The following is a 22,458-nucleotide window of genomic DNA, read 5'->3' as shown; positions in this document are numbered from 1 at the left end:
TCGGCAGCGGGAGGCGAATCCTACAGCATCCTGAGACGCTGTCAACCCCCTCCGCTTCATCCCGTCATCACCCGGAGGTGAAGACCAAACAGCGAAGAATCCGTGGACCCCTCGCCCGGCTCAGACCTAAGTGCTTGATTTTCAAGCCGCTTCAGCGTCTGCGCCGGAAGTGGGGCGCATTATAGGGGAGTTTCAGGACAGGTCAACAGGTTATTCCAAGAAACTTTCAGCAGAGACCAAAAAGGCCCACAGAAAGCGACCTGTCACCTGTGCGAGGTAAGATGCGGGCAGACGATGTTTCGAGGACTGCATGACTTCCATCCTGGCTCGCTACCGAAAACAGCTGAGGAATACGCTTGGCGATTGGTTTCCCCGGACCACGCTCTTCCTTAAAGGAGAGCCACCTATTAATGGAGACACCAAGCCAGGCAGCCGCAAGAAGGCAGAGCCGGCCCAAGCCCCCAAGCGCCAAGCCGAGCCGAAGGCCGCCAGCAAAGGTGCAAAAAGGGAGCAATCGACCGTCCAGCCCCCCACTACTACCCCCTCCCCCACCGCCCTCTATGGTCCCGTCTTCACTGTGAAGCGCGCTCAGGAGCAGCGGATGAAGATGCGTGTCGAGCAGGCCGTTACCCAGGGCATCATCCAGCCACCGTCGCCGGAACAATGGAAGATGATCCTGGCTCGCGCCCCGGCGACGCGGATCTTCGCGGGTGCCGGTTCGGGCAAGACCACGACACTGGTACTGCGGGTGGTGTTCATGCTGTGCCACCTCGAGATCCCGCGCGAGCAACTCACCGTCATCTCCTTTACCAAGGCTTCCTGCGAAGAGTTGCGCGCGCAGCTCAGGCGCGTCCTGGCCTTCTGGGAGGTTCCGCTGAATGAAGAGGCGGCACGCGAACTGGTGAGAACCTTTCACTCGGCCCTGGCACAACTGGCGCGCTCAGAGCTGAGGGCGACGCAGTGGTTCGAGCAGTTGTCCACCCAATCGAAAGGTGAGGATGAACCGGATAACGGCATGCTGGCTGGCGCCACGCTGAACGAAGGCCAACGCCAGCTCCTGATACAGGCCTACGAGAATTGCTACCGCGAGGACGCCGGTTTTCGTCGTCGGGTTCATCTGTTGCTGGAACTGGCGGCGCCCAATGAGGAAGAGCCACCTGGCGCCCCGCCCTTGCAGCCCTTCGTCCTCAATGGCGAACGCCAACCACAACCGCTGCCCGACCTCTTCTATGGCCAGGCTTCATTCGCCGAGACCCTGGGACTGCGGGTCGGCTCCATAAAGAGCAACCAACTGGAATGCTCGACGCGGGACCGGATCTTTCTGGAGGCCATGCAGCAGTTCTGGCGCCACTTTGGCAAGTTGCTGAAGGAACAACGGCTGATCACCTTCAATACCGCCTTTGCCGTACTGACGGATCGCCTGGACAAGAAACCCAGTCGCGCCCTGATTGCCCGCCTGCAGCCCTTCACCCATTTGCTGATCGACGAATTCCAGGACATCTCGCCGCAGATCGCCCTCTGGCTGCAGCAGGTACAGCGCAGGCTCGCCGAGGAAAAAGTTGCGCCCTCGCTGATGGCTATCGGTGACGACTGGCAATCCATCTATGGCTGGCGGGGCAGCTCGCCGGAGTTGTTCATCCACTTCGATCGCTGGTTTCCAGGCCAGACGCCCAGCCAGACGCTGATGCTGGGGACCAACTACCGTTCTTCACCGGACATCGTGGCTGACGGTAAACGCATCCTGACCCAGGTGCGCCACAAGCAACCCAAGAAAACTAAGGCCTTCCGCGTTGCGGATGCCCAGGGACACGGGGTCGAGGTCGTACCCCAATTCGATATCGCTCGTCAGTTGGCTTCGTTGTTGGGCGAGATCGAGGCGCAACGGACTTATGCCGCGGAACGAGAGCGGCCGGAGCGCTGTGCGGTCATGGTGATGAGTCGTCTGAACGCGCCCTTGAAAGCCATCAACGAGCAGCTGGGCCGTCAGCCCGGAGTGCGGACCTGCACCATTCACCGAGCCAAGGGCCTGCAGGCCGAGGTGGCGATTGTGCTGGACGACGGCCAGCCTCAGCAGCCCCATCCGCTGCGCAATGCCCTCTATGCGGCCAGCGGGCATTTTCAGCAGAGCTATGACGCTGCCATGGCCGACGAAGCGCTGCGCCTGAGCTATGTGGCGGTGACCCGCGGGGTCAGCCGGGTGCTGTGGTACACCCGGCAGCCACGGGGGGCGGCGGCGATATTGGCGGGCTGAGTCAGGTAGCGCGGCGGGTGCTGTCACCCGCCGCAGGAACGTGAGACGGCTGCTACTCGATCACGTCGAAATCCTTGAGGTGCTCTTCGGACAGCTCCAGGCCCAGGCCGGGCGTGTCGTCGTCCAGTTGCAGGTAGCCACCGACCGGCTGGGGTTCGCCCTTGAAGACGTAGTAGAAGAGTTCGTTGCCCACTTCCACGTCGAAGACGGGGAAGAACTCGGCCATGGGCGAGGCGGTGCTGGCCATGGTCAGGTGGTAGTTGTGCATCTGGCCGGCGTGGGGGATGACCGGGACGGACCAGGCTTCGGCCAGGGCGTTGATCTTGCGCGCGGCGGTGATGCCGCCAACGCGGTTGGTGTCGTACTGGATGACGTCCACCGCGCGGCGTTCGAGCAGCTCCTTGAAACCGTAGGAGGTGAATTCGTGCTCGCCGCCGGATATGGGCATGATGCCCATCTTCTTGAGTTCGACGTAGCCCTCGATGTCATCGGCAATGACCGGCTCTTCCAGCCAGCGCGGTTCGAATTCGGCCAGTTTGGGCAGCATGCGGCGGGCGTATTCCAGGGTCCAGCCCATGTAGCACTCCAGCATGATATCGACGTCGGGACCGGCCAGTTCGCGCAGGGCGCGCACCTGGTCGAGATTGCGCCGCATGCCGGCGGGGCCGTCCTTGGGACCGTAGCCAAATCTCATCTTGAGGGCGTCGAAGCCCTGGTTGAGATAGCCCTGGGCCTCTTCCAGGAACAGATCCAGATTGTCGTTGGCGTAGAGCTTGGAGGCGTAGCAGGGGATCTTTTCCTTGGTGCGACCACCCAGCAGCTTGAACACCGGCTTGTCTACCGCCTTGCCCATGAGGTCCCAGAGCGCCAGGTCGACGGCGGAGATGGCGGCCATGCCGATGCCCTTGCGGCCCCAGGCGTGGGTGCGGCGGTACATCTTCTGCCAGAGGTATTCGTTATCGAAGGGATCCTGGCCCATGACGATGGGGGTCAGGTACAGATCGATGATCTCCTTGGCCACTCGTGGCGCCAGGGCGCAGTTGCCCAGACCGACCAGGCCGCTGTCGGTCTCGATCTCCACCACCAGCCAGCCGTGGAAGCGGAAGGAGCCCATGGCGTCGCCGCGCTCATAGAGGATGTCGGTGGCATTGGTGCAGAAGTGCGCCTGGGGCGGGACGACCTTGCCTTTCCATTCGAAGACGCGGGTGCGGACGCTGGTAATTTTCATCGGACTTTCCTTTTTTCGAGCATGAGTCAGGCCGGCCGGCTCCACGAGCCGGTTCGGCGAATTCAGGTAGCGCCTGGAGCGCCCCGGTAGCTATCAGTGGCGAGACGCGCCCAGGCGACAGGCGATCTCGAAGGCCTGACGGGTCGCGCCGACGTTGGCGCGGCCCTGGCCGGCGATGTCGAAGGCGGTGCCGTGGGCGGGCGTGGCGATGGGAATGGGCAGGCCACCCTGCACCGTCACCCCGCGGGAAAAGCCCATCAGCTTGATCGCGATCTGGCCCTGGTCGTGGTACATGGTCACCACGGCGTCGAAGGCGCGGTTATCACCCTGGACCTTGAGAAAGATGGTGTCCGCCGGATAGGGACCGTCGGCGGCGATGCCCAGCGCCCTGGCACGCTCCACGGCCGGGCCGATGAGGTCGAGCTCCTCGCGGCCGAAGCTGCCGTTGTCGCCATTGTGCGGATTGAGCCCGCAGACACCGATGCGCGGTCGGACGAGGCCGCTACGTTTGAGTTCGTTGTCGATCAGCTGGATCGCCTCGATTACCCGCTCCTCGCTGAGCAGGCCGGGGACCTCCTTGAGCGCGACATGGGAGGTCACCCGCGAGGTCCAGAGGTCGTCGAGCACGTTGAATTCGCAGAATGGCCCTTGGTAGCCCAGGTGCTCGGCAAACCAGTGCAGCTCGTCGTTATGGCCCATGCCCGCCAGGTGCAGCGAGGTCTTGTTCAGCGGACCGAAGAGGATGGCGTCGGTGTGCCCGGCCCGGGTCAGGTCGAGGGCGACGGCCAGGGTGTCCAGACTGTAGCGGCCGCCAACGGCGCTGGCCTCGCTGCGGGGGAAGGCGCCCTCGGCGGCGCCGTGGTAGGGATACAGCAGGGGTATGTCGTCCTGGAAATCGAGGGCATCCAGGCTGTCGATGCGGCGATAGGGGTATTCGCAACCGGCGATGCGCATGCCGGTACGGGCCTCCTCCTCGTCGGCAATCAGCACCAGGCGGGCGCGGCTGCGCACCTCGGGATCGGCCAGCAGGCGGGCGATCAGTTCGGGACCGATGCCGGCCGGGTCGCCCAGCACCAGGGCCAGGCGGGGAAGCGGAGAATTGCTCATGCGGAAGTCCTCAGGTAGGTGTCCAGGCGGATGACGTCGGCCTCCGGGCGATACAGGCGCCGGGCGGTGTCGTGGAAGAGCTGGCGCTGCGCGGTGGCAGGCAGCTCGGCCACCAGACGCTTGAAGCCGCCGATGATGGTGTCGTAGCTGCCGCACAGGCGGTCGACGGGAAAGTTGCTGGCGAACATGGCCCGCTCGGCACCGAAGACGGCGATGGCCTCGCGGACGATCCAGGCGTTGTCCTCGGCGCGCCACGGCTGGCCGGCGAGGCCCAGGCCGGAGATCTTCAGCGCCACGTTGGGCCATTCGGCGAGGCGGGCCAGGGCCGCGCGCCAGGCGGCCAGACCTTCGGCGCTGCGATCGGACGGCAGCCCCGTGTGGTTGAGGATCAGCTGGGTAGCCGGGAAGTCCCGCGCCAGGCGACAGGCTTCGTCGAGATTCCACCAGGGCGTCTGCAGATCGAAGTGCAGGCCATGGCGCTGCAATTGGGCATAGCCCCGGCGCCAGCTGTCGTCACTCATCAGGGTACGCTGGCTACCGACGTCTTCGGGACGCGCCGGACCACCGGGCTTGTGTCTCACGCTGCGCACCCGTTCGAAGGCGGCCTGGGCGGCGAGCAGCTCGGCGGCGTCTTCGGCATCCAGCCAGGCCTGGGCAACCACCGCATTGGGCACGCCATGACGGCGCGCCAGGTCGTGGATGTAGCGGGTCTCACCCAGGGGATCGCGGGGATCCCACTCGGTCTCGACATAGACGGTCTGGACCACGTCATGGCCCGCCGCGTCAGCGAAATAGTGCTCCGGCAGATAGTCGCCCCTGATGGCGCTGTAATCGCCATAGCGAAACGGGATGGTTTCCGCACCGGACAGCCAGGGGTGAAAATTGCGCCCGGGCTCCCAGAAGTGATGATGGGCATCGACGATGGGTCCGCTGTAGAGCTCAGTCATGGGCCAGCTCCTGGGTGTCCAGGGCGATCAGCAGGGTGCCGAGGATGAACAGGCCGGAGCAGAGGGCGAAGAAGCCCAGCACCGCCGGGTAGCCACCCAGGTGCTGCAGCAGCAGGCCGACCAGGATGGGCACGGCGATGCCACCCAGGCTGCCGGCCAGATTCATCACCCCACCGATCAGGCCGACCCGTGCCGGCGCGGCCAGCAGTGCCGGAAAGCTCCAGTAGAGGCTGCCCCACATGAGGAAGAAGGCGGTGAGCGACAGCAGCGCCACGGCGGCATAGGGATCGGTCAGCCGCGGCAGCAGCAGGAAGGCTGCCAGCGCCACCAGGCCGGAGCAGGACAGCAGCCCCTTGGCGGCGAGGCCACGGCGCACGCCCTTGCGCACCAGCAGGTCGCAGAGGAAGCCACCGACCAGGGAGCCGGCCGCCCCGCAGAGAAAGATGACGAAGGTGGCGGCGCCTATGCCCTTGATGTCGAAGCCACGGGCCTGGGCCAGATAGCTGGGGCCCCAGGTCAGCAGGCCGAAGAACACCATGGCCCAGCTGGCGCGACCGATGAGGATGCCGGCCAGGGAGCGGCGGGCGATGCCCAGGCCCCGGGCGCCAGCCTTGGCGGCCTGGGCCATCGAGGTGGTGCGACCTTCGTTGATGCGCGCCAGCTCGGCGGCATTGACTCCGGGGTGGGCGGCCGGGTCGTCCCTCAGGTAGCGCCAGGCAAGCCAGGCCATGGCCAGGGTGGCGATACCGGCGACGAAGAAGGCGGTGCGCCAGGAGCCGAAGACGGCGATCAGGTAGGCGATGAGCAGACCGCCCAGGGCGACGCCTAGCGGTCCGCCGCAATCCATCAGTACCGCGCCACGCCCACGTTCGCTGGAGGCCAGCCAGAGGGAGTTGAGCTTGCCACCGGCCGGAAACAGCGGCGCCTCGGCGGCGCCCAGGGCGACCCGGGCGAAGATCAGCGACAGCCCGCCGGTGGCGAAGGCGGCGAGGGTCTGGAAGACGCCCCAGAGGCCGGTGGACCAGCCGATGACGCGGCGCGGGCCGTAGCGGTCGATCAGCCAGCCACCGGGGATCTGCAGCAGCGCATAGGCCCAGAAGAAGCTGCTGAGAATCAGCCCCTGGATGGCTGGCGTCAGCTGGAATTCGCGGGCGATGGTGGGCATGGCGATGGACAGCGACACCCGGTCCACCAAGTTGATGACGGTCAGGCAGAAGATGATGGCGAAGATGCGCCAGCGGACGCGGGAAGCCTGCAGCGCCGTGGGCACGGCGGCATCGGCAAGGCGTGAGGAACGGGACGTCGAGAGCATGGCATGGAGCCCTGGGATTCTTGTTATGGGTGTTCAGCTGCCGGCTGGCGAGATCGACTATCGGACGCAGATCGATAACCGTCTAATCAAATCTGCGCATAGGTGTATAGCCTCAGGATATAGGTCGAACGTGTCCGGTCGCTGTAGCTCTTGTGCCATGCGGCCCGGGACAAGGTGACATCGGAGACATAACCTCAGGCTATAGGTGCATGCCTTATTTTGAGTGGTCAGGCTTGCCCAGGGCTGCGCACACTCGGCCCACCCAAAACAACGACAAGAAAGAGGTAGTCCCATGCGCAGCGTCTCTCTGCTCGCCACCCTTCCCCTGTGCCTGGCCGCCGCGGTGTCTCCTGTGGCCCAAGCCGCCTGGCAGCCCGAGGGCAAGGTGGAAATCGTCGTCGCCGGCGGCCCCGGTGGCGGCACCGACCAGCTCGGTCGGCTGATTCAGTCGATCATCACCCAGCACAAGCTGCTCGACGCCAGCACCGTGGTGATGAACAAGGGCGGCGGCAATGGCGCCGAGGCCTTTCTGGAGATGAAGCTGGCCAAGGGCGAGGCGGACAAGCTGGTCATCGCCACCAACAACGTCTATCTGCTGCCGCTGACCGCCAAACTTGGCTACCAGCTCGCCGACCTCACCCCGGTGGCGGCCATCGCGGAAGACGATTTCATTCTCTGGAGCTACGCCGACGCGCCCTGGAAAGACGCCCGTGGCTACATCGAAGCCATCAAGCAGGATCCCGCCGGCAAGCGCATGGGGGGCAGCCAGTCCAAGGACGTCGACCAGACGCTGACCCTGCTGCTCAATCGCACCGAAGGTACCAAGCTCACCTACATCCCCTTCAAGAGCGGCAGCGAGGCGGCGACCCAGCTGGCCGGCAAGCACATCACCTCCAACGTCAACAATCCCAGCGAGAGCCTGAGCCAGTGGCGTGGTGGGCAGGTGGTGCCGCTCTGCGTGTTCAGCCAGACGCGCATGGCCTATACCTCCAAGGTCACCGAGACCCAGGCCTGGTCCGACGTGCCCACCTGCAAGGAGCAGGGCCTGGGCATCGATCAATACCGCTTCCCGCGTACCGTGCTGCTGCCCGGCGGCGTCAGCGACGAACAGCGCGCCTTCTATGTGGAGCTCTTGCGCAAGGTCAGCCAGACACCGGAGTTCAAGGCCTACATCGAGCGCAATGCCCTGGTGCCGACCTTCCTCGAAGGCCAGGCGCTGCAGGACTACATCGCCCAGGACAGCGCCCGGGTCACCCCGGTGTTCGAGGCCGCGGGCTGGCTCAAGCGCTGATTGGCGCATCGACACAGGAGAGACGGCCATGGCCGGAGATTCCCTGATCACTACCCGCTGGGTGGAGCTGGGCCTGGCGGCCTTTACCGCCGGACTCGGTGGCATCGTGATGATTGGCAGTCTGGAACAGGGTATCGGCTGGGGCGATGCCGGCCCCGAGCCGGGCTACTTCCCCTTCTACATCGGCCTGCTGCTGAGCCTGGCCAGCCTGGCCACGGCGCTGCAGACCCTGTGGCGCTGGCAGGCGTTGCGCACCGGCTTCGTCGAGCGCGCCGCCTTCGGCCAGGTGCTGCGGGTGTTTCTGCCGATGCTGGCCTTCGTCGTCGCCCTGCCCCTGCTGGGCCTCTATCTGACGGCCTTCCTGTTCATCGCCTGGTTCATGGCGCGGGATCGCCAGCGGCAAAGGCGTTACGGCGTCTGGCAGATCCTCGCCATCGCCGGCGGCGTGAGCCTCGCCAGCTATCTGATCTTCGCCCTCTGGTTCAAGGTGCCGCTGGATGCCGGGCCCCTGGCCGACCTCGCCCGCCTGCTGAGGAGCCTGTCATGAGCGAATTCGATTCCCTGATGCACGGGATGGGCCTGATCCTGTCCTTCCATCACATCGCGCTGATGGTGATCGGCGTGCTGCTCGGCATCCTGGTCGGAGTGCTGCCCGGCCTGGGCGCGCCCAACGGCGTCGCCCTGCTGCTGCCGCTGACCTTCACCATGAGCCCGACCTCGGCCATCATCCTGCTCTCCTGCATGTACTGGGGTGCGCTGTTCGGCGGCTCCATCACCTCGATCCTGTTCAACATCCCGGGTGAACCCTCGTCGGTGGCCACCACCTTCGACGGCTATCCGCTGGCCCGCCAGGGCCGCGCGGGCGAGGCCCTGACCGCGGCCTTCACCTCGGCGCTGCTGGGCGCCCTGGTCGGGGTGATGCTGCTGACCTTCCTCTCCAGCCGTATCGCCGCCTTCGCCATGGAATTCAGCTCGCCGGAATTCTTCGCCGTCTACCTGCTGGCCTTCTGCACCTTCATCGGCATGAGCAAGAATCCGCCATTGAAGACGGTGGCAGCCATGATGATCGGCTTCGCCATGGCGGCGGTGGGCATGGATACGGTGTCGGGCAATCTGCGCCTGACCTTCGACCAGCCGGCACTGCTGTCGGGCATCAGCTTCGAGGTGGCGGTAATCGGCCTGTTCGGCATCGGCGAGATTCTCTGCACCGTGGAGGAAGGCCTGGTCTTTCGTGGCGAGCAGGCGCGCATCACCCTGCGCACCGTGCTCGGCACCTGGAAACAGCTGCCGCGCTACTGGCTGACCTGGCTGCGCAGCGCCCTGGTCGGCTGCTGGATGGGTGTGACGCCCGGTGGCCCTACCGCCGCCTCCTTCATGAGCTACAGCCTGGCGCGACGCTTTTCGAAGAACCGCGACGGCTTCGGCAAGGGCGAACTGGAAGGGGTGATCGCCCCGGAGACCGCGGACCACAGCGCCGGCACCAGCGCCCTGCTACCGATGCTGACGCTGGGCATCCCCGGCTCCGCCACCGCTGCGGTGATGCTCGGCGGCCTGATGATCTGGGGCCTGCATCCGGGGCCGACCCTGTTCACCGAACAGCACGATTTCGTCTGGAGCCTGATCGCCAGCATGTACCTGGGCAACGTGGTCAGCCTGATCGTGGTGCTGGCGACGGTGCCGCTGTTCGCCGCCATTCTGCGGATCCCCTTCTGCATCATCGCGCCGATCATCTTCACCGTCTGCGTGATCGGCGCCTACTCGGTGCACAACAGTCTGTTCGACGTCTGGCTGATGCTCGGCTTCGGCATCCTCGGCTATGCCTTCAAGAAGCTCGGCTATCCCATCGCCCCGCTGGTGCTGGCGGCGGTGCTGGGTGACAAGGCCGAGGACGCCTTCCGCCAGTCGATGCTGTTCTCCGACGGCCAGCTGGGCATCTTCTGGTCCAACCCGCTGGTGGGCAGTCTGACCACCGCGGCGCTGCTGATGCTCTGCTGGCCGTTGCTGGCGCGGGGACTGCAGGCGCTGCGCCCGGGCCAGCCGCGGGTCAAGGTACGGCCGTTGTGAATGCCCCGGCCTGGCACGGACGCACCCCACCGACGCCAGGCCTGGACGCTTGCGCTACCCTAGCCGGCTTCCCGGTACCCAGGTCCGCCAGCATGACGCGTATTCCCGATGCCCATACCATCCACAGCCGTCTGCGCCTGCGCCAGTTGCGCCTGGTGCTGGCGCTGGCGGAATTCGGCTCGCTGCGCCGCGCCGCCGACGACATCGGCATGACCCAGCCGGCCGCCACCAAGATGCTCCACGAGATCGAGAGCCTGCTGGGCGTGGGGCTGTTCGAGCGACTGCCGCGGGGCATGCGCGCCACGGCCTTTGGCGAGACGGTGATCTACTACGCGCGGATGGTCTTCGCCGAACTCTCGGGCATGCGCGAGGAGCTGGTCGCGCTGGAATCGGGCAATCTCGGCCGGGTCGCGGTAGGCGCCATCCCGGCGCTGGCATCGGGGCTGCTGACCCGTACCATCGCCACGCTCAAGCAGAGTCATCCGCGCCTGTCCATGTCGATCCAGGTGGATACCAGCGACGTGCTGGTCCAGGCGCTGCTGCAGGACCAGCTGGACGTGGTCCTGGGGCGCATCCCCACCGGCGCCCGCGCCGAGGAACTGCTGTTCGACAGCCTCGGCGAAGAGGTGCTCTGCGTGATCGCCGGCGCCCAGAATCCCCTGGCCCAGGCCACCCACCTCACCTGGGGCGAATTGCAGGAACACACCTGGGTGCTGCAGCAGCACCCCAGCCCGATGAGGGCGATCATCAACCAGGCCTTCCACGATGCCCGCGTCGATATCCCCGGCAGCATCGTCGAGACCACCTCCATCATGACCCTGCTGGCGCTGGTGCAGCAGACCGACATGCTCGGCGTGACGCCGCTGTCGGTAGTCAACGACTACCCCGGTCGTCACCTGCTGGCGGTGCTGCCCATCGCCTTCGAGCCGCGGCTGCCGCCCTATGGATTGATCCGTCGCCGGCACCGGGTGCAGTCCTCGGCCATGCAGACCTTCATGGTGGCGGTGCGCAGCGAGCATGGGCGGCTGAAGCACGACGACGGCTGAGCCTCCAACTCAGGCTGACCTGCAACGCCCATCGATTGCCCCACTCACCCCGCTTGGGCATAGTGAACCGGCCTGCCAGACACCGGAGTCACCTACCATGGCCGTCCTGTCGCCCCTCGCCCGCCCCGCTGCCTGCCGGGGTCGCCCATGACCCAGCGCACCATGCTGCTCACCGGCGCCAGTCGCGGGATCGGTCACGCCACCGTCAAACTGTTCCGCAACCTGGGCTGGCGTCTGCTCACCGTCTCCCGCCAGCCGTTCTCCGAGGAATGCGCCTGGCCGGAAGCCCGCGACGCACACATCCAGGCCGATCTCGCCGACCTCTCCCAGATCGATCGCCTGGTCGCCACCGTCCGCGAGCGCCTGCCGAGCGGCAAGCTGCACGCGCTGGTCAACAACGCGGGGATCTCGCCCAAGGGAACTGACGGCAGCCGCCTCGGCGTGCTGGCCTCGGATGCCGAAACCTGGACCCAGGTGCTCAACGTCAACCTGGTCTCCACCGCCCTGCTGGCCCGCGCCCTGCTACCCGAGCTGGAAGCGGCGCAAGGCAGCATCGTCAACGTCACCTCCATCGCCGGCTCCCGGGTGCATCCCTTCGCCGGCGTCGCCTATGCCGCCTCCAAGGCGGGCCTGGCCGCCCTCACCCGCGAACTGGCCCATGAGTTCGGCCCCCGTGGCATCCGCGCCAACGCCATAGCACCGGGCGAGATCGCCACCTCCATCCTCTCGCCCGGTACCGACGGTCTGGTGGAAGCCGAGGTCCCGCTCAAGCGCCTGGGCACCCCCGACGAAGTGGCCGAGACCATCTATTTTCTCTGCAGCGAACGCTCCTGCTACATCAACGGCGCCGAGATCCATATCAATGGCGGTCAGCACGTCTAGGTAGCGCTGTCGCTCAGGGCAGCCCTCCTGGATTCATGGCGGGCCGCTTGAACCACCTTGCCCGCTAGCTGCAGAGGACGCCGGGCAAGACACCCGCTGTCCTAAACCCACCAATAATGTTATGTTATAACGTGTGTAAAAGATCCAATCATCCTGGTCCAGGGATGCCCCGCCCTGCGACCTCCCTTAGCCGTGACGACCATGACCGCCCAAGCCAGCCTCCCCAGCAAGAAACTCCCTGTCACCGTGCTGTCCGGCTTTCTCGGCGCCGGCAAGACCACCCTGCTCAACCACATCCTCAACAACCGCGAAGGCCGGCGGGTGGCGGTCATCGTCAACGACATGTCCGAGGTCAACATCGACGCCGCCCTGGTCCGCGACGGCGGCGCCGAGCTGTCGCGCACCGAGGAGAAGCTGGTGGAGATGAGCAACGGCTGCATCTGCTGCACCCTGCGCGAAGACCTGCTGCTGGAAGTCGAACGCCTCGCCCGCGATGGCCGCTTCGATCAGCTGGTCATCGAATCTACCGGGATCTCCGAGCCGCTCCCCGTGGCCGAGACCTTCACCTTCGCCGGCGAAGACGGGCGCTGCCTCGGCGATGTCGCCCAGCTCGACACCCTGGTCACCGTGGTGGATGCCTTCAATTTTCTGCGCGACTACGCCTCCAGCGACCTCCTGGAGTCCCGCGGTGAGTCCCTGGGCGAGGAAGACGAACGCACCGTGGTCGACCTGCTGATCGAGCAGATCGAATTCTGCGACGTCCTGGTGGTGAACAAGCTGGACCTGGTCGAGCCGGCGGAACGTGATCGCCTGCTGGCCATCCTGCGCAGCCTCAATCCCCGCGCGCGGCTGGAGCTGACGAGCTTTGGCGCCGTGCCCCTGGAGCGGGTGCTGCAGACCGGCCTGTTCGACTTCGACAAAGCTGCCCAGGCGCCGGGCTGGCTGCAGGAGCTGCGCGGCGAACACCCCCCCGAGACCGAGGAATACGGCATCTCGAGCTTCGTCTATCAGGCGCGCCGCCCCTTCCACCCCGAACGCTTCTTCGCCCTGGTCGAGCAGGAATGGCCCGGCGTGATCCGCTCCAAGGGCTATTTCTGGCTGGCAAGCCATCCCGCCCATGCCGGCACCTGGTCCCAGGCCGGCGCCGTGGCTCGCCATGGCGTGGCTGGGCGCTGGTGGGCCGCGGTCCCCCCCGAACAGTGGCCAGAGGATGAAGAAACCGTCGCCCTGATCAAGGAGAAATGGCACGAGGGCGTCGGCGATGCCCGCCAGGAACTGGTACTCATCGGCATGGACATGGACGAACCCTCCCTGCGCGCCCAGCTGGACGCCTGCCTGCTGACCGACAGCGAACTCGCCGGCGGTCCCTCGGCCTGGACGCACCTGCACAACCCCTTCAGCGACTGGCCCCAGGCCGCCGATCCCCACTGAATCGAGCCCTGCCCATGAATGCCATTCTGCCCGACGTCTCCCTCAGCGAGACCGCCACCCTGCCCGCCGCTCTCGACTGGGTTGGCATGCAGGGTATCGACCTGCCGATCCGCCTCGGCAAGGACGAACTCGGCCGCCTGCTGCCCGCCAGCGCCGACGTCCAGGTCGACCTGCCCACGGCCACCGCCAAGGGCATCCATATGTCCAGGCTCTATCAACTGCTGGATCGCCTGAGCGGAGAAGCCCTCCTGACGCCCGAGCGCCTGCGTCTGCTGCTGAGCGACATCGTCGCCAGCCATCGCAGCTGCGACTCCCGCGCCGCCCGCCTGCGGCTGGACTTCGCCCTGCTGATTCGCCGTCCTGCGCTGATGACCACCGGGCTGAGCGGCTGGAAACGCTATCCCGTGCGTATGGAAGCGAGCTGGGTGGCCGGTGTTTTCCAGCTCAGTGTCCGCGTCGAGATCCTCTACGCCTCCACCTGCCCCTGCTCCGCCGCCCTGTCCCGGCAACTGATCGAACGGGCCTTTCTCGCCGAACACGGGGCCGCCACGCCGCTCGATCCAGCCACCGTCGCCCACTGGCTGAGGCGTCACGCCTCCCTGGCCACCCCGCATAGCCAGCGCAGCCTGGCCCGGGTACGGATCAGCCTGCCGGCAGATGCAGCCGACTTCGGCCTGCTGCCCCTGATCGACCAGTGCGAACAGGCCCTGGGCACGCCGGTGCAGACCGCCGTCAAGCGCGCCGACGAACAGGCCTTCGCCGCGCTCAATGGCAGCAACCTGATGTTCGTCGGTCGCCCTGCGTGACAGCCACCAGGACGTGAGCATCCAGGTGCGCCATCTGGAGAGTCTGCATCCGCACGATGCGTCCGCCTGGGCCTCCAGCTCGCCCACTTGACCAGAGCCTCTCTGCTGCCTTCCTTTCAAGACGGCCGCTTTACCGCTTTACTGCAAGGAAGCAGTCGCCATGGGCGACCACTCTCGTTATCTCGACCCAGGAGCGCTTCTCGATGAAATCACGCCTTACCGCAGCAACCATGACCGTTCTGCTGAGTGTCCTCGGCACAGGTGTCGCACTGGCCGAAAGCCCAGCGGGAAAGAGCGTCCGCCAGGACGGTCGTGACGTGAGCAAGGACGCCCGCCATGACCGCAAGGAGGTCGACAAGGGCGCGGCCCATGCCGCCGACGAAGCCGACCGCACCGATACCCACCTGGACAAGGAACGCCACCGCGAAGACAAGAAGGCGGACAAGGAATACAAGAAGACGCTGTAGCCCGCCCGGGTCGGGGCAGAGCCAAAGGATTGGCTTGTCCTCGAAGGCTGTTCGTTCCCTTGCAGCACCGACAGGTCGCCCGAATCCCGACCACTGAAAGACAGCGACCGCGCCCAATAGGCAATCCCCCTGGCCTAGATACTCAACGGCTGCGCGCACCAGGCGCATCCACTCGGCTGCATAGCCCAGAAACCAGCTCGCGGTCGCTCCAGCCATTCCGTGAATCAAGTCACATTATTTTGGCATGACGGGCCTGATGGCTTAGACTGCGCGCCTCTCGAAAAAGGAGTTTCGCATGAAGCCGTCTCAGCTCTTGTTCATCACCTTCGCTGCGCTGCAACTGGCCGGTTGCGCCATCGGCCAGAAAATCGACTACCGCCAGACCGCCCCGCAACTCAGCGTCAAGGCCGACAAGCCGGTCGCCGTCGCGGTACTCGACGAGCGCCCCTATGTAGTCGCCCGGAACAAGGACGCCACCTACGTCGGCAACATCCGTGGCCTCTACTACAACCCCTGGAGCGTTCGCACCTACAGTGGCAGCCCCCTTTCCGCGGATCTGCAGGACGCCGTGCAAAAGGCCCTGGCCCGCGCCGCCATCACCGCCCTGCCCAGCCAGACCAGCGACCGTGCCCCCCAGGGCCAGAAGCTGCTGGTGCTGAAACTGCGCGAGTGGAAATCCGACGCCTACATGCGCGTCCGCTTCGACTATGACGTCATCACCCAGGTCCTCGACGACCAGGGCAAGGTCCTTGCCAGCGAAGAGATCAAGGGCAGCGGCCCGACCAACAACGTCATCCTCTCGGGGACCCAGGTCCTGACCAATGCCATCGACGCACCGGCCATCGCTGGCGCCCTGGCCAAGGGCAACACGCCTGACTGGACGTTGCACTTTGCTAGGGAAAAGGCCCGCCTCGCGCGGGCCTTTTAATGTCAACAGATGCTGGAGCAGGATCCACAGCAGACCGCAGGGCATAGCCATCGATAATGAACGCCGAGAAGCGTGAAGTATTTCAGCTAAGCTGCAGGGATTCAGTGGCGAAGGCACGTCGGAGCAGGAAGACCGGGGTACAGGGTCGCCAGACAGGATCTCGAGCGAGATCGGTATCCACGGCCTGAGCCCTACCTGCAGCCCATCAGCCCCTGTCGGGCACAAAGCTCGAAAATGACCGCCAGCTTCCGGCACTTCAGAATCGTGGAGACCCCGTGAAATACATGACGTTAGTGGGAATGACCGTAGTGCTACTGGGCTGCAGTCATTACTCCAACAGAAGCACCCTGTGCGAGCCGAACCCCCTGGCCGGCGTCGAGTGCCAGCAGCCCAAGGCGCTGAACCAGATCATCGGTGAGAAATATCGCGACTGGCGGAAATATCAGTGAAGACCTTGGTAGCTTCAAGGGATAGACGTAGGTCTCGGCCGTCATACCGAATCCAGAAACGTCCCTAGTCGGTAGCCCAGCGGAAAGTGAAGCGGCCGTACCGAGCGTGATCTGGCAGCGTGCCAGCCAGACCGGAGGTTGCCGACTGCGACCTCTAACTGACTGGTGACTCCTTCCCAAGGTGGCGAGTGCAACGGCCACCTTCCAATGCTTGATGAACGCCCGCACTTCTGCCGTTTCCGGTTGTCAGACGTCCTCAATCGAAGCGGACCCGTACTAGGCAATCAACATGAATGCGCCTGTGAAAGAACAGAAGGTGATCAATGCGATTGCCATAGGAACCTGCGTCTCAGCAATTGTCTTGCTGTTGAGCTTCGCTGAAGCCACAATCGCAGCCAATAGCTGGGCTCCGCAGTCCGGCACCGAAACTGAAAAGGATATTTCAGTTGCGCTATCAGTTAACAAGGACAGTGACGCTCTTCGAGTCCAGGCCCAGCGGCCGGATAAATAGCGTCCCGCTGAAATCCGCACTCATTCGTCCAGGGTCGTTAGCCAGCGATCAGGGCCTGCTGGCGCTCACCCTGGGCGCCATGTGCATCGGGCTGGCAACCATCTTTGTGGTGGCCATGTCTGCCACCTGATGATCACGCACGATTGGTACCGGTAGCCTCAGCGAGCGACTGATCGGTCGTCGACGCTTTGCACGCCCTGACTCCGACCGTCCTGCCTGCTGATCTCAAAAAGGCAGTTCCCCTCGCCCCTACTCAGCTCTCGCTCCCAGGTAGCTACACAATGGTCAGCTTCATTGGGATCGATTGCCATAGAAGGTCAGGCATCGGAGCTGTCTCGAAAGGGTTTCGGAACTCTTCCTTTTTTTTACCTATCCAGCGGGCTTTGAAATCCGACCTTGCAGACAGCAAAAAGCCCCGTAAGAACGGGGCTTCGAAGATGGCGGAAGCGCAGAGATTCGAACTCTGGGACCCTTGCGAGTCGGCGGTTTTCAAGTCTGCCGGGAAATCCAGCAACGGCGCTACCTGCATAGTTTTTTCTTTTCCGTAAGTCATACCTATTGAGTAGTGCTCCAGCCCAGTAACGGCGCGGCATGTCAGTTTCGATACGGAAATGATTTTCTCCCCTCTCCCGGCGTTCTGCCGACCCGAAATCCCCCTCCTTTCGTCTCCACCCGCTCGACTTCCGAGCACGGCACCGTACTGTATGCACGAACAGTAAGGACGCGATCATGCTTTTCGACCCAGACCGCCCCACCGTGCTCGGGCTGCAGGAATACCTCACCGATGAGCACGACCGGCTCAACTTCCCGGAGATGTGGCATCGGTTCTGTACAACCGGCGCCCTCGCGCTGCTGGAGCGCAGGGCCATCAGCCAGCCGGACTGCGTCGAGCTCTGCGAGCAAGCTGATGCCGGGCTCGCCCACTCCCTGGAAATCCAGGCGACCTGGCCCTGCGGCTGGGACATCAGGCTCAGCTACGAACTGACCTGTCAGGATACCGGCAAGGTGTGGGCGACCTCAGGAGGCCCCAGCTTCGTCAGGCCAGAGCTCGGCCGCCTGCCGGTTGGCCAGTTCAGCCGCCGCGGCGAGGGTCGCATCCACCTGGTGGACATGCGGCAGGAGCAGATCCTCGGTGTGTTCGTGACACCGACTGCCGCAGAGATCGATGGCCGACTCTACGAAATGGTGCTGGCCGGCCTTTGGGACGGCCTGCAGGTGGTGCCGATTCCAAAGCAGGATGCGAATGGCAAGGCAGCTAGCTAGACTAGAATCATCCTGAAAGGTCGCATAAAAACTATTTTCAAGGGAATCAGGGAAGAATATGAAACGAAAAAGCACTATCAAAACAGAGTATCTGCCGAAATATTCCCCAATGGCTACCCAAATAGGAATTTTGTATGTAGCGCCGGCGACCATTGGAGAAGTTCTTGACCTCCCAAAAGACCAATCAAGCATCGACCCTGAAAATTTCGGGAAAGATTTTTTTAGAAACCATGTCAAAATAGATAGGAACGATAAAGACCTAGAAAACCTTTCAGACCTTGAGATAAATGAGCTTCATAGCGTAGAAATTTGGAATATTGTACAAACCATAATTCCAAACGAAGAAGCTGATCCGCTGGATATAGATAGCGGACCAATTGGCAACCCCTATATATTACTAACAAAAAATCTATATGATCAAAAGTCAAAAGTTGGAAAAATCAATCGTAAAATTGGAAAATCGCTCAGTCTCACTGGCCTAGTCAGTGAAGATATCAAGCAAGCGATGGAAAACAACATCGTCGACTTGAAGCGCATTACAGAAGACAGCAAAAATCGTACTAAAGCACAAAACCGCTACAGCGGACCATACGCCTGGAACCTCTTTTCTGGGGATCTCCATAAGTCTCTAATCGAAAAAAATAATCTTACTCCTCGTCCTCCCTTGGTTTCTCATGCACAGAGGACAGCAGATGCAGTAGAGGCGTCATTACAGGAACTAGCAGATGTCGCACACAGGACTGAGTCCATGGCAAGATCCATGGGCGAGCTTACTGGAACCGTAGGCGTCGCGGTTAAAGAATTCTTAACCAATGTAGAAAGGCAAAAGCAAGAAGCTGCGGATACATTTAAAGGCGCGAAGAGAAATCTGATGATTGCATTCGGAGCCCTTATAATTTCCGCCGCGCTACCCTTGGTCCAAATGATTATCGACCACTATAAGAACGTGGCGAACGAAAGGCGAGAAATCCAAACAGACGCTACCGCCGAAAAGCAATTAAAAGCCACTCAGGACATTCTTGAAACCCTGCAAATGAGCTCAAGCAAGAGCTCACCGTTCAAGTTTGAGCTTAATGATCCAGCGATAAAATATTCTGGACCTGAAATAGATAAGCGTTAGTAGCGTACTTTAGGATCTGCATTTAGGCATACGTTACGCACGTATTCCTGCAATGCTTTTAGGGCAGTTTGGTCGGCGATAATTCCGGCCCTGATGTCGAGAACGTTCCGTCCAGCTTCTGGAGAGAGTTCGACGGTGGTTGCATCGTCCACGCGGGCGGGGCCGGTGGTTGTACCGGCGGCGGGCACTGCCCTGGTAGCGGCTGGGCAGGAGCCCGCGACCCGCACCCGGCCACCAGTAACAAGGCGAGCCCGCAGGCGATCATTTTCAGCGTTCGCACTCGTCAGTTCCTTGGTCGATTTTTCGTCTAGGTCCGCCAGGGCTTGCTGGGCATCCTGCTGCTTCGCCAGGGCCTCGCGCACGTGCTGGGCGGCAGCGTTGGAGATCGTCGCGAGATCCACCTGGTGGGCAGTGCGCTCGTTTGCGGTCTCGGTCTTGGCATCGGCCACCTGGCCGGAGAGTCGCCAGCCGTTCAGGGACCAGCCAATGCTGATCCCCACGGCGAGCAGGACGACTGCGGCGCCGGCAATAACCCACGCCCTGTACTGCTCGAGCACGGCCATTACTGCACCCGATCCAGCAGCAGGGTCAGGAAGGCCTTCGGAATGGCCTTGAGCAGGATGTAACCCACGTCGTTGGGATGGACCTTGTCGATGGTCGCACCATCACGGAGCTGGTCCTGGCCGCTGGCGTCCCGGGTGCCGGTGATAGCCGCGGCGTAGCCGGACATGAGCACCACCCCGGACAGGCTCGGCAGGTAGTTCGCGTTGAAGTCCCGCCGGATGCTGTCCGCGGCGCCCACCGCCCGGTACTCGGTGTTGCACGGCAGCGCCTCGAGGATCGCCACCAGGGGCCGCTGACCCTTGCCCTGGAGTGTCGCCATCACTCTGGCCATCTCGCCCTTCGCCCGGCGCAGCGCCGCAGTGGTGATGCCGCCGGCGGCCACATCGTTCACCGACCAGGGCGCATAGAACAGCACCGTGGGCCGCACGCGGTCGATGTGATCGTCCACCATCCGGCTGTAGACCGCGGGCGCCTGGGCGTGCAGGCCGGCGTTCCAGTATTCGATGGGCCGTGTCGGCGTGCTCAGCTCATAGGCCGCGCGCTGGATGGCGCCATAGTCCCGGACATCGCCACCGAGACCCTCGACGATGCTGTCGCCGCAGAGCATCAGCTGGTGGCCACGGGCCTGGCTGACGTATTGGATCGCCGGCACCACGGCCTTGGCATCGCCGCCGCTGGAATAGACGTTGTTCTGGGTGAAGGCGCCCTTGTTGGTGACACCCTGCACTTCCTGGTTCGAGCAGCAGTAGATCCGCGGGCCGATCGAGCGCCAGAAATACAGATCGTTGTTCGGCGTGGTCAGCTTGGAGCCGGCCGGGAATTCGATCCGGACCATGACGATGGGGCGCCCATTCGCGACATCCGTGCGCGCGATGCTGGGAAGATAGATCAGATCGGACCAGGTCATGCTGTAGCGCTCGGCGTCGATCTGCTTCAGCAGATCCACGGTTGCCGAACCGTTGAAGGTGCAATCGATCCACTCGCCGCCCTCGGGCGAGGTCTGTACCAGGTAGTTCGCCGCGGGCGCCGAGGCCGAGAGCCCGACGCTGGCTTTCACGCCGGTGACCGCCGCGGTGTGGATGTTGGGGATGCCGATCCGGAAGGCCATGAACGGCGCCTCCAGCTCGATCTGCATATTGAAGGTGATGGCGTTGGCGGCGTCCTGGGTCTTCATCCGGCCGAACAGGTGCTTGGTCAGCACGTTCGTCCCGGTGGTCATCAGTCCATCGAGGCGGCCCTGGTCGTCGAGGCGCTTGTAGAAGTCGCCGAACAGTCGCTGGAACGGTAGATCCGAGGTAGGCAGGGGCATGGTCCCTCTCCTTGAGGTGACGCGTTGGGTACAGCGGGATGGGCGGATCAGGCGGTAGCGCGCTTGGCCTTGTCGCCGGCTGCGATCGCCACGGCGGAGGTGGCGCCTAGGAACAGGGATCGCTCGGCGGTGCGGCGCCGGGTCAGGCCATACATCACCGTCCCATCGTTCTTGTTCCAGACCAGGAACTGCTCGGCGGCGCCGGCATAGTCCCGGGCGTTCAGCTTGCGCAGGAGGGTCGATTCGCCCAGGCCCTCGGCCTTGCCGTTCTGGTTCTCGTCCAGGCCCACGTTGTAGGCGAACGAGACCAGGGCATCGAATTGGCACTGGGTCAGGGGGACCTTGACCAGGCGCTGCACGCCGGCTTCAGTTGCGGCAAGGTCCCTGACGAAGGCAGCGTCGGCCTGGGCCTGCGTCCATACCAGGCCACGCTTGACCTCTGGCCCTGTGTGGCCCCAGCCAATGGTCCAGGGGCGGCCGTCCACGCTGCCCGGGTCGGGATAGGCGCTGAGGCGACAGCTTTCGTAGTGGTGCATGAGGGCGACGCCCTCGGCGGATGTCCGCATGGGTTTTCTCCGGGCAAAAAAAAGCCCGCGCGGTGGCGGGCTGATCGGGTTTCGTGTCCTCACGAGCGCGAGGATTTAGGTGCAGGCGGTGCTATTCCGCAGGGGATTCCGCGCGAGCGTGAGGATTCAGCGGCGGCCGTAGCGGTACCAGCCGCCCAGCAGCGGACCCAGGTAGAAGATCACCGCGCGCCAGCGCGCCAGCCCCTCACCTGTCCTGGCCATGCGCCAGAACACCTGGTCGCAGACCTCCTGCGGGAATCGCCGGCAGCGATACAGGTAGTCGTGCATGGCGCTCATGCGGTTGCCATAGCCGGCGATAGCGGCGTACAGCAGGATGGCGACCAAAGCTATCAGTGCGGTGAAGATGGGCAGCAGCACTGGCAGGCCGAATGCCGCGCTGAAGGCGCCGAGCACCAGGGCCAGGATGCAGCCCCAGCGGAAGACCTCGCGCAGGAAACGGATAGTCGCCAGATCGGTGCGCGTCGGCGCTGGGCAGGTGATCACCCCCAGTACCGGGTCGTGAAAGGAGAAGACCTCGGCCACCTCCCACTCCCAGCGCGACGTCTGCCGCATCAGCGGGTACCGGTCGAACTTGCCTACCTCAGGGATCAGTTCGGGAACTGCCATGCCACGTCCTCCGGATGCTCCGAGACGCTGATGGCGTAGCGCGCGCCCTGCCAGATGCCCAGCACCTTCCCCGCCTTGCCGCAGTAGAGCTGGCCGGACTCCAGCACCACCTGCACTAGGTCGGCGAAGGTGCCGCCGATGCCGTAGGCCTGGCGCTGCTCGTGCATTGAGGTCAGGAATGGGGTGGCGGGCTTGGCATCCGCCGGCGCCCTGCTCCAGTTCTCGGCCTCGGTCATCTGCCGGTCCCAGGTCGATATCTCGAACGTCGGGTTGTAGCTCTGCACCACCG

The 22,458-nt window shown here is 63.9% G+C and carries 22 protein-coding genes and 1 pseudogene; 14 read left to right on the top strand and 9 right to left on the bottom strand.

From position 1 onward, the window contains the following. Positions 1-310 precede the first annotated feature (310 nt). Positions 311-2,251 (top strand): UvrD-helicase domain-containing protein, encoded by a 1,941-nt coding sequence (locus PVZ72_RS16705; protein WP_273862520.1) that lies wholly within the window; start codon positions 311-313, stop codon positions 2,249-2,251. Between the two features lie 52 nt (positions 2,252-2,303). Here the strand turns inward: PVZ72_RS16705 and PVZ72_RS16700 are convergent, their stop codons facing one another. The 4 genes from PVZ72_RS16700 to PVZ72_RS16685 all read right to left on the bottom strand — a co-directional run bounded on the left by PVZ72_RS16700 (position 2,304) and on the right by PVZ72_RS16685 (position 6,845). Further along, the gene (locus PVZ72_RS16700; protein WP_273862519.1) at positions 2,304-3,479 is read right to left on the bottom strand and encodes an L-rhamnonate dehydratase; all 1,176 of its coding nucleotides are present in this window, start codon (positions 3,477-3,479) and stop codon (positions 2,304-2,306) included. Between the two features lie 93 nt (positions 3,480-3,572). Beyond that, positions 3,573-4,586, bottom strand: coding sequence for a 4-hydroxythreonine-4-phosphate dehydrogenase PdxA (locus PVZ72_RS16695; protein ID WP_273862518.1), 1,014 nt, complete (start codon positions 4,584-4,586; stop codon positions 3,573-3,575). Then, complete coding sequence (locus PVZ72_RS16690; protein ID WP_273862517.1) at positions 4,583-5,533, bottom strand: amidohydrolase family protein; 951 nt, start codon at positions 5,531-5,533, stop codon at positions 4,583-4,585. The genes PVZ72_RS16695 and PVZ72_RS16690 overlap by 4 nt, the downstream gene beginning before the upstream one ends. Beyond that, complete coding sequence (locus tag PVZ72_RS16685; protein WP_273862516.1) at positions 5,526-6,845, bottom strand: MFS transporter; 1,320 nt, start codon at positions 6,843-6,845, stop codon at positions 5,526-5,528. Before PVZ72_RS16685 ends, PVZ72_RS16690 begins: the two co-directional genes overlap by 8 nt. A 292-nt stretch (positions 6,846-7,137) precedes the next feature. Here PVZ72_RS16685 and PVZ72_RS16680 point away from each other — a divergent pair, with 292 nt between their 5' ends. The 13 genes and pseudogenes from PVZ72_RS16680 (at position 7,138) to PVZ72_RS16620 (ending at position 19,103) form a co-directional block, all read left to right on the top strand. Further along, positions 7,138-8,136, top strand: a complete 999-nt coding sequence (locus tag PVZ72_RS16680) for a Bug family tripartite tricarboxylate transporter substrate binding protein (protein ID WP_273862515.1) — start codon at positions 7,138-7,140, stop codon at positions 8,134-8,136. A gap of 28 nt (positions 8,137-8,164) precedes the next feature. Then, positions 8,165-8,683 (top strand): tripartite tricarboxylate transporter TctB family protein, encoded by a 519-nt coding sequence (locus PVZ72_RS16675; RefSeq protein WP_187979159.1) that lies wholly within the window; start codon positions 8,165-8,167, stop codon positions 8,681-8,683. Continuing rightward, entirely contained in the window at positions 8,680-10,200 is a 1,521-nt protein-coding gene (locus PVZ72_RS16670) for a tripartite tricarboxylate transporter permease (protein ID WP_187979158.1), read from the top strand. The genes PVZ72_RS16675 and PVZ72_RS16670 overlap by 4 nt, the downstream gene beginning before the upstream one ends. Before the next feature lie 92 nt (positions 10,201-10,292). Further along, positions 10,293-11,246: a LysR family transcriptional regulator gene (locus PVZ72_RS16665; RefSeq protein ID WP_187979157.1), complete on the top strand. Its 954-nt coding sequence runs from the start codon at positions 10,293-10,295 to the stop codon at positions 11,244-11,246. A 147-nt stretch (positions 11,247-11,393) separates the two neighbouring features. Beyond that, positions 11,394-12,128 carry an SDR family NAD(P)-dependent oxidoreductase gene (locus PVZ72_RS16660; RefSeq protein ID WP_133859208.1) on the top strand — a complete coding sequence of 245 codons (735 nt, stop codon included), beginning with the start codon at positions 11,394-11,396 and terminating at the stop codon, positions 12,126-12,128. 201 nt (positions 12,129-12,329) lie between these two features. After that, positions 12,330-13,559, top strand: coding sequence for a zinc metallochaperone GTPase ZigA (gene zigA / locus PVZ72_RS16655; RefSeq protein ID WP_273862514.1), 1,230 nt, complete (start codon positions 12,330-12,332; stop codon positions 13,557-13,559). Positions 13,560-13,573: 14 nt separating this feature from the next. Continuing rightward, positions 13,574-14,456, top strand: a pseudogene (folE2, locus tag PVZ72_RS16650) (GTP cyclohydrolase FolE2). 139 nt (positions 14,457-14,595) lie between these two features. Then, positions 14,596-14,832 carry a hypothetical protein gene (locus PVZ72_RS16645; protein ID WP_273862513.1) on the top strand — a complete coding sequence of 79 codons (237 nt, stop codon included), beginning with the start codon at positions 14,596-14,598 and terminating at the stop codon, positions 14,830-14,832. Between the two features lie 295 nt (positions 14,833-15,127). Then, entirely contained in the window at positions 15,128-15,760 is a 633-nt protein-coding gene (locus PVZ72_RS16640) for a hypothetical protein (protein ID WP_273862512.1), read from the top strand. Between the two features lie 299 nt (positions 15,761-16,059). Next, entirely contained in the window at positions 16,060-16,209 is a 150-nt protein-coding gene (locus PVZ72_RS16635; RefSeq protein ID WP_273862511.1) for a hypothetical protein, read from the top strand. Positions 16,210-16,498: 289 nt separating this feature from the next. Next, positions 16,499-16,720, top strand: a complete 222-nt coding sequence (locus tag PVZ72_RS16630; protein WP_273862510.1) for a hypothetical protein — start codon at positions 16,499-16,501, stop codon at positions 16,718-16,720. A gap of 729 nt (positions 16,721-17,449) precedes the next feature. After that, positions 17,450-17,983, top strand: coding sequence for a hypothetical protein (locus tag PVZ72_RS16625; RefSeq protein ID WP_273862509.1), 534 nt, complete (start codon positions 17,450-17,452; stop codon positions 17,981-17,983). 58 nt (positions 17,984-18,041) lie between these two features. After that, positions 18,042-19,103 carry a hypothetical protein gene (locus PVZ72_RS16620; RefSeq protein WP_273862508.1) on the top strand — a complete coding sequence of 354 codons (1,062 nt, stop codon included), beginning with the start codon at positions 18,042-18,044 and terminating at the stop codon, positions 19,101-19,103. Here the strand turns inward: PVZ72_RS16620 and PVZ72_RS16615 are convergent. The 5 genes from PVZ72_RS16615 to PVZ72_RS16595 form a co-directional block, all read right to left on the bottom strand. Continuing rightward, a complete protein-coding gene (locus PVZ72_RS16615; protein WP_273862506.1) occupies positions 19,100-19,666 on the bottom strand; it encodes a lysis system i-spanin subunit Rz in 567 nt (188 codons plus the stop codon). The two genes, PVZ72_RS16620 and PVZ72_RS16615, sit on opposite strands and share 4 nt — an antisense overlap. Beyond that, positions 19,666-20,976, bottom strand: coding sequence for a hypothetical protein (locus PVZ72_RS16610; RefSeq protein ID WP_273862505.1), 1,311 nt, complete (start codon positions 20,974-20,976; stop codon positions 19,666-19,668). Before PVZ72_RS16610 ends, PVZ72_RS16615 begins: the two co-directional genes overlap by 1 nt. Before the next feature lie 47 nt (positions 20,977-21,023). Further along, complete coding sequence (locus PVZ72_RS16605; RefSeq protein ID WP_273862504.1) at positions 21,024-21,542, bottom strand: lysozyme; 519 nt, start codon at positions 21,540-21,542, stop codon at positions 21,024-21,026. Between the two features lie 126 nt (positions 21,543-21,668). Continuing rightward, positions 21,669-22,169, bottom strand: a complete 501-nt coding sequence (locus tag PVZ72_RS16600; protein WP_273862503.1) for a hypothetical protein — start codon at positions 22,167-22,169, stop codon at positions 21,669-21,671. Next, on the bottom strand, positions 22,151-22,458 hold a 308-nt coding region (locus PVZ72_RS16595; RefSeq protein ID WP_273862502.1), incomplete at its 5' end, for a hypothetical protein. The genes PVZ72_RS16595 and PVZ72_RS16600, both read right to left, overlap by 19 nt.

The organism is Pseudomonas sp. LA5 (assembly GCF_028640825.1).
In the GTDB taxonomy this organism is placed as follows: Bacteria; Pseudomonadota; Gammaproteobacteria; order Pseudomonadales; family Pseudomonadaceae; genus Chryseomonas; species Chryseomonas aestiva.
This window is presented reverse-complemented; position numbering and strand designations above follow the sequence as displayed.

What these genes read in the sequence shown, in the direction of transcription:
- PVZ72_RS16705 (WP_273862520.1), top strand. Translation starts at nt 311, where the DNA reads ATGACTTCCATCCTGGCTCGCTACCGAAAACAGCTGAGGAATACGCTT.
- PVZ72_RS16700 (WP_273862519.1), bottom strand. Translation starts at nt 3,479, where the DNA reads ATGAAAATTACCAGCGTCCGCACCCGCGTCTTCGAATGGAAAGGCAAG.
- PVZ72_RS16695 (WP_273862518.1), bottom strand. Translation starts at nt 4,586, where the DNA reads ATGAGCAATTCTCCGCTTCCCCGCCTGGCCCTGGTGCTGGGCGACCCG.
- PVZ72_RS16690 (WP_273862517.1), bottom strand. Translation starts at nt 5,533, where the DNA reads ATGACTGAGCTCTACAGCGGACCCATCGTCGATGCCCATCATCACTTC.
- PVZ72_RS16685 (WP_273862516.1), bottom strand. Translation starts at nt 6,845, where the DNA reads ATGCTCTCGACGTCCCGTTCCTCACGCCTTGCCGATGCCGCCGTGCCC.
- PVZ72_RS16680 (WP_273862515.1), top strand. Translation starts at nt 7,138, where the DNA reads ATGCGCAGCGTCTCTCTGCTCGCCACCCTTCCCCTGTGCCTGGCCGCC.
- PVZ72_RS16675 (WP_187979159.1), top strand. Translation starts at nt 8,165, where the DNA reads ATGGCCGGAGATTCCCTGATCACTACCCGCTGGGTGGAGCTGGGCCTG.
- PVZ72_RS16670 (WP_187979158.1), top strand. Translation starts at nt 8,680, where the DNA reads ATGAGCGAATTCGATTCCCTGATGCACGGGATGGGCCTGATCCTGTCC.
- PVZ72_RS16665 (WP_187979157.1), top strand. Translation starts at nt 10,293, where the DNA reads ATGACGCGTATTCCCGATGCCCATACCATCCACAGCCGTCTGCGCCTG.
- PVZ72_RS16660 (WP_133859208.1), top strand. Translation starts at nt 11,394, where the DNA reads ATGACCCAGCGCACCATGCTGCTCACCGGCGCCAGTCGCGGGATCGGT.
- zigA (WP_273862514.1), top strand. Translation starts at nt 12,330, where the DNA reads ATGACCGCCCAAGCCAGCCTCCCCAGCAAGAAACTCCCTGTCACCGTG.
- PVZ72_RS16645 (WP_273862513.1), top strand. Translation starts at nt 14,596, where the DNA reads ATGACCGTTCTGCTGAGTGTCCTCGGCACAGGTGTCGCACTGGCCGAA.
- PVZ72_RS16640 (WP_273862512.1), top strand. Translation starts at nt 15,128, where the DNA reads ATGAAGCCGTCTCAGCTCTTGTTCATCACCTTCGCTGCGCTGCAACTG.
- PVZ72_RS16635 (WP_273862511.1), top strand. Translation starts at nt 16,060, where the DNA reads ATGACCGTAGTGCTACTGGGCTGCAGTCATTACTCCAACAGAAGCACC.
- PVZ72_RS16630 (WP_273862510.1), top strand. Translation starts at nt 16,499, where the DNA reads ATGAATGCGCCTGTGAAAGAACAGAAGGTGATCAATGCGATTGCCATA.
- PVZ72_RS16625 (WP_273862509.1), top strand. Translation starts at nt 17,450, where the DNA reads ATGCTTTTCGACCCAGACCGCCCCACCGTGCTCGGGCTGCAGGAATAC.
- PVZ72_RS16620 (WP_273862508.1), top strand. Translation starts at nt 18,042, where the DNA reads ATGAAACGAAAAAGCACTATCAAAACAGAGTATCTGCCGAAATATTCC.
- PVZ72_RS16615 (WP_273862506.1), bottom strand. Translation starts at nt 19,666, where the DNA reads ATGGCCGTGCTCGAGCAGTACAGGGCGTGGGTTATTGCCGGCGCCGCA.
- PVZ72_RS16610 (WP_273862505.1), bottom strand. Translation starts at nt 20,976, where the DNA reads ATGCCCCTGCCTACCTCGGATCTACCGTTCCAGCGACTGTTCGGCGAC.
- PVZ72_RS16605 (WP_273862504.1), bottom strand. Translation starts at nt 21,542, where the DNA reads ATGCGGACATCCGCCGAGGGCGTCGCCCTCATGCACCACTACGAAAGC.
- PVZ72_RS16600 (WP_273862503.1), bottom strand. Translation starts at nt 22,169, where the DNA reads ATGGCAGTTCCCGAACTGATCCCTGAGGTAGGCAAGTTCGACCGGTAC.